The organism is Rhabdonatronobacter sediminivivens (assembly GCF_013415485.1).
In the GTDB taxonomy this organism is placed as follows: domain Bacteria; phylum Pseudomonadota; class Alphaproteobacteria; order Rhodobacterales; family Rhodobacteraceae; genus Rhabdonatronobacter; species Rhabdonatronobacter sediminivivens.
The window spans coordinates 1-4,116 of record NZ_JACBXS010000090.1 but is presented as its reverse complement, the minus strand read 5'-3'; the positions used below and the strand labels follow the sequence as shown (position 1 = coordinate 4,116).

Sequence of the window (4,116 nt, the reverse complement as noted above, 5' to 3'; positions counted from 1 at the left end):
GCGCCCGTGGATCCCGAGGAGCCCGTCGACCCTGAGGAGCCCGTTGACCCTGAGGAGCCCGTTGACCCTGAGGAGCCGGTTGACCCCGAGGAGCCTGTGGATCCTGAGGCGCCCGTCGACCCCGAGGCGCCCGTCGACCCTGAGGAGCCTGGTGATGTCGACGACTCCACGGGAGGACAGCCCGCGGAGGATGATCGTGGCTCGACATTCGCGCCGCGCGAATCCGGAGGGCTGCGTGGCCTGCTTGCGTTCGTTCGGGATGGTATCCTGCGCGGTTCCGGGGAGCGTGGACAGACGCTGCGGGCGCGCGACCAGGATGAGCTGCGGGGGCGCCCGGTGAACATCACCTATTCGATAAATGGTGACGACCCCAACGCCGATGACGAACAGGACGGGCAGGAGGATAATGAGCAGTGAAACCCATCGTTGAGAGGAGCGCCTGCCTTGGCCCCGGGAGCAGGTTCCTCGCCATTGGCCTTGTTGGCGCCCTTGCAGTGCTGCACGCTGGCCCGTCACGCGCGCAGGAGCAAGGCCTGTCAGCCGCCGCTGCTGCCGCCGCCGCCGCCGCGGATGCTGCGGCCGCGGACTTCGAAACGCGGGGTGGGGCGGCAGAACCGGCAGTTGCGCCGCCGCAGCCAAGGCTGCGCAGTATCCGGCTCGGCGGCTCCGAATACCTCTCGGCCGCGGCGACCGAAGCTGCAGCCCGCCCATTTGTCGGGCGCATCCTGGACAATCGTACGGTTGCGGCCCTGCTCGATGCGCTGGCCGGTCTTTATGACGATGAAGGGATTTCCCTGGCCACGCCGGTTGTGGAGCAGGTGAACCTGACCAGGGGCGAGGTGCGGATTGCCTTTGTCGAAGCGCGTCTGGGCCGTGTTCGCGCGCAAGGCACTGCCATCAGCGACGATTACCTTGCTTATCGCCTGAACCTGACGCCCGGGGAGGTGGCCGATAACCGCGTCATCGCCCGGCGACTGGAGCGGCTGACCCTGACGGACAACATGCTGCTGGACGCCGATTTCGCGCCCGGGGCGCAACCCGGCGAAACCGATCTTGTCATCACTGCAGAAGGCGCAGCACCGGTATCGACCGTTGTTTCGGCGGATACCTATGGAAGCCGCGGCAATGGCCGTTATCGGCTGATCGCCAATACCCGCATTGCCAGCCTTACCGGGTTCAATGATCCGCTCAGCCTTGGTGTGACCCTGCGCGAAGGGGCGCAGAACCTCAACGCCAGCTATGCGCGCACGGTCCACCCCGATGGCACGCGGCTGACCCTTTCGTTCGACATGGGGCGCAGCCGGAATGTCCTGGGCGTCGATCTGCGCGGGCGCACGGCATTCCTGGGCGCGGGCTTGTCGCATCCGGTGATCGTCGAGGCGGATCGAAGCCTGAATGCCAATTTCCTGATCCAGCATTTCCGCGAGGACTCGCGCCTTGTCGGTGTGCGGACGCTGGACCAGCGCGGCTGGATCGGCTCGATCGGGTTCAGCGGTCTGAGAACCACTCCCGCTTCGGTGATTTCAGGCGGTGCCGATCTCCAGTTCGGCCGCTATACTGACAGGGTGGCAGATGCGCAGCGTCGGTTCTCGGCGCTGGCGTTCAACGCGGCGTTTGCGCATGACCTGCCGGGCGGGCGTCTTTCCGGCAGCCTGACCATCGGCGGACAACTTGCCCTGAGCGACACCATGCCCGCACCCTACGGGTTTACGGTGACATCGGCCTTCGCGGTGCGGGGGTATCCGCATGGCGCGCTTTCGGGGGACAGCGGGCTCTGGGCGCGCGCCCAGATCGAGGCCCGCGAACCGCTCGCCTTGCGCGAGACCGGGATCGCGTTCGTGCCGTTTGCCTTTTTCGACATCGGCACGGCGGCCAGCCGGGTGAACGGTCGCCAGGTGTCGCAGGGGCAGGCCTCGGCACTTGGGCTGGGTGCATCGATCAACTTCGGAACCGCGACCTCGGCCGAGCTGTTCGTGGCGCGCCCCATGCGCAAGCTGGCAAACCAGACGCGGCACCCGCTGCGCGTGGAAGCGGGGCTGCGGCATCGCTTCTGACGGCGCGGTGAAACCCGCGGGTGGCGGCGGCGCCAGGCGGAGGGCGCGCGCCTTCAGAAGCTATGCCGGACCCCGGCCCGAGTGTGCCGCCGCCTGTTCCGATCGCCGCTGTTCAAGCCGCCGCGGGGTCTGTCAGTGCCTTGGCGCGGGCCGCCAGCCGGGCGCGGAGCGCGGCGGGCAGGATCCGCTGTGCCGAGACGCGCGGCAGCTTCATTTCCGGAATGCGGGCACTCAGCGCCGGGGGCGCGTTGTCGAAACCCTCGCGGCCCACGTAGTCGATGAAGCTTTCGACCCCGATGCCTTCGGTCAGCAGCAGCTCATGCGCGTCGGTTTCAACATGGTAATAGGTGAAGCCCGCGCGCGGCATCGTGGCCACCCGGTGGATGGTGTGCCCGTTGACCAGCGCGCCCGCGTTCACCAATATCCCGTCGATCCCGATGGCATGATCGGCTGAAACCAGCACATCGCGCGCGGGCAGCCCCTCACCCAGCGCGCCTGCGCGGATGCAGATGGGGTTCACGCGGGCGGGATGGGTCAGGCGGGTGTCGATGAACTGCTGGCCCACCCATTTCACCGTGGTTTCACCCGCCTCGGTGCGGATGCGGTCGCCCGGATGCAGGTCCTCCACCGCCACCTGCGCGCCATCGGCGCGGGTGAAGCAGGTGCCCGCCAGCACGCAGGTGGGGGTGGCGGTGACGGAATGCAGCACGATGCCGTTCGGGGCGTTCGGTGCCTGAAAGACGATCTTGTTGAACTCCATGCCAGCGGGGGCGGTCACCAGCAGCGGGGGATTGGTGTCTGCGGCCACGCCGCCGATCTCGGTCCCTGTCGGCAAGGTAATGGTCTGCTGCGTGTCATTGACCGTATTGCTGAAGACCACATTGACAGTGCCTACATTCGGATCATGCGCGATAAGCTCGAATTCCAGCACGATATCGCTCAGGAACGCGTTGGACGGATCGGTATTGCCCACCAGAAGCGTCCCCGTGCCATCGCCAAGCTGGATCGCAGCCGGGCCGAACTGGTTGCCGCCCGGGTCGAACCCGCCAGAGGCAAGAAAACTGTCCACATTCGACGAATAAAAGAAAGTCACCCCGTTTTCGGTGAACTGGGTGTTGTCATGCTGCGTTTCGGTGCCGTGCTCGGGGTCGGCTGCGGTGAGGTTGTCGCCGTGGAAATTGAAGGTCGTCGGCATCTGGTCATCTCCTTGAACCAAGGCTCTTGGCCGGGCATCGCGGGTCTCAGTCGCGCGGGGGGAAAAGCCCCTCGGTGACGATGCAGTAGGTCATGCCCAGAAAGGGGCTGCGGTTGTCGAAGGGTGCGTTGCCGCCTGCAAGATCGGTGTCGGTGTCAATCTCCACCTGCACCGTGCCCCCGCGCATGGCGGTCGAGGGCTGGCCAATCGCCGTATAGGTCGACGCTGCCGCGTTCGACAGCGCATTGCCCGCCGCCGCCGTGGCGGTGGCCGGCCCCGAAGCCGCCTGCATGGTGCCCACCGCAGTGGTGGATACAGTGTGGCGGTGCGCGGGCATCTGCGACTGGGTCAGGGTGACGCTTTCCTGCCCGCCCTGTTCGCCCAGCGTCACGGGCGCAAGCCCCGGGGCCGAGCCCGCGCCCACCGCCGCCCGCGCGCGCAGGTCCGGCACGTTGAAGACAGTGGTCCCGTTGCCGCCGAAGTTCGTGCCCAGCAGTGCAAAAAGCGCCTGGTACTGATTGATCGCCAGTTGCTGGCCCGCGGCGGGAGCGGTGCCCCGCGGGCAAAAGTCCCAGGCGCCCATGATGATCTGGCCGATATAAAAGTCCTGCGCCGCAGCCGGGGTCGGTGCGGCAGTGCCCGTCATGGCGGCCAAGGCGGTGGCCAAAAGGGCCTTCGGGGTCGGAGCGGCCAGATCGCGCAGGGCGTGTATCGGCATTGGAAATTCTCCTTTTGTGTATTACGGTTAACGGAGCGGTTTCTTCAATATATGAAGGTGATTCCAAGCTAGTGTTCTGAGTCTGACGCATCTTACCGGTTCCCTCTGATTTCATCCAGCGCGTCGAGTGCGCGGCGTTCCCGGGTGAG

The 4,116-nt window shown here is 66.4% G+C and carries 4 protein-coding genes; 2 read left to right on the top strand and 2 right to left on the bottom strand.

All coding sequences use genetic code 11. The annotated features are described in order from the left end of the window. Window positions 1–417 (top strand): hypothetical protein (locus HUK65_RS18890; protein ID WP_235442265.1); only part of this gene is annotated, 417 nt, incomplete at its 5' end. Then, window positions 414–2,054 (top strand): ShlB/FhaC/HecB family hemolysin secretion/activation protein, encoded by a 1,641-nt coding sequence (locus HUK65_RS18095; RefSeq protein ID WP_179907654.1) that lies wholly within the window; start codon window positions 414–416, stop codon window positions 2,052–2,054. The genes HUK65_RS18890 and HUK65_RS18095, both read left to right, overlap by 4 nt. 112 nt (window positions 2,055–2,166) lie before the next feature. Here the strand turns inward: HUK65_RS18095 and HUK65_RS18090 are convergent, their stop codons facing one another. Both HUK65_RS18090 and HUK65_RS18085 read right to left on the bottom strand, forming a co-directional pair. After that, window positions 2,167–3,249, bottom strand: a complete 1,083-nt coding sequence (locus tag HUK65_RS18090; protein WP_179907653.1) for a Hint domain-containing protein — start codon at window positions 3,247–3,249, stop codon at window positions 2,167–2,169. A gap of 46 nt (window positions 3,250–3,295) precedes the next feature. Beyond that, a complete protein-coding gene (locus tag HUK65_RS18085) occupies window positions 3,296–3,967 on the bottom strand; it encodes a phage tail protein (RefSeq protein WP_179907652.1) in 672 nt (223 codons plus the stop codon). Between the last annotated feature and the right edge of the window lie 149 nt (window positions 3,968–4,116).

Coding starts and splice junctions, on each gene's coding strand:
- HUK65_RS18090 (WP_179907653.1), bottom strand. CDS start 3,249: ATGCCGACGACCTTCAATTTCCACGGCGACAACCTCACCGCAGCCGAC.
- HUK65_RS18085 (WP_179907652.1), bottom strand. CDS start 3,967: ATGCCGATACACGCCCTGCGCGATCTGGCCGCTCCGACCCCGAAGGCC.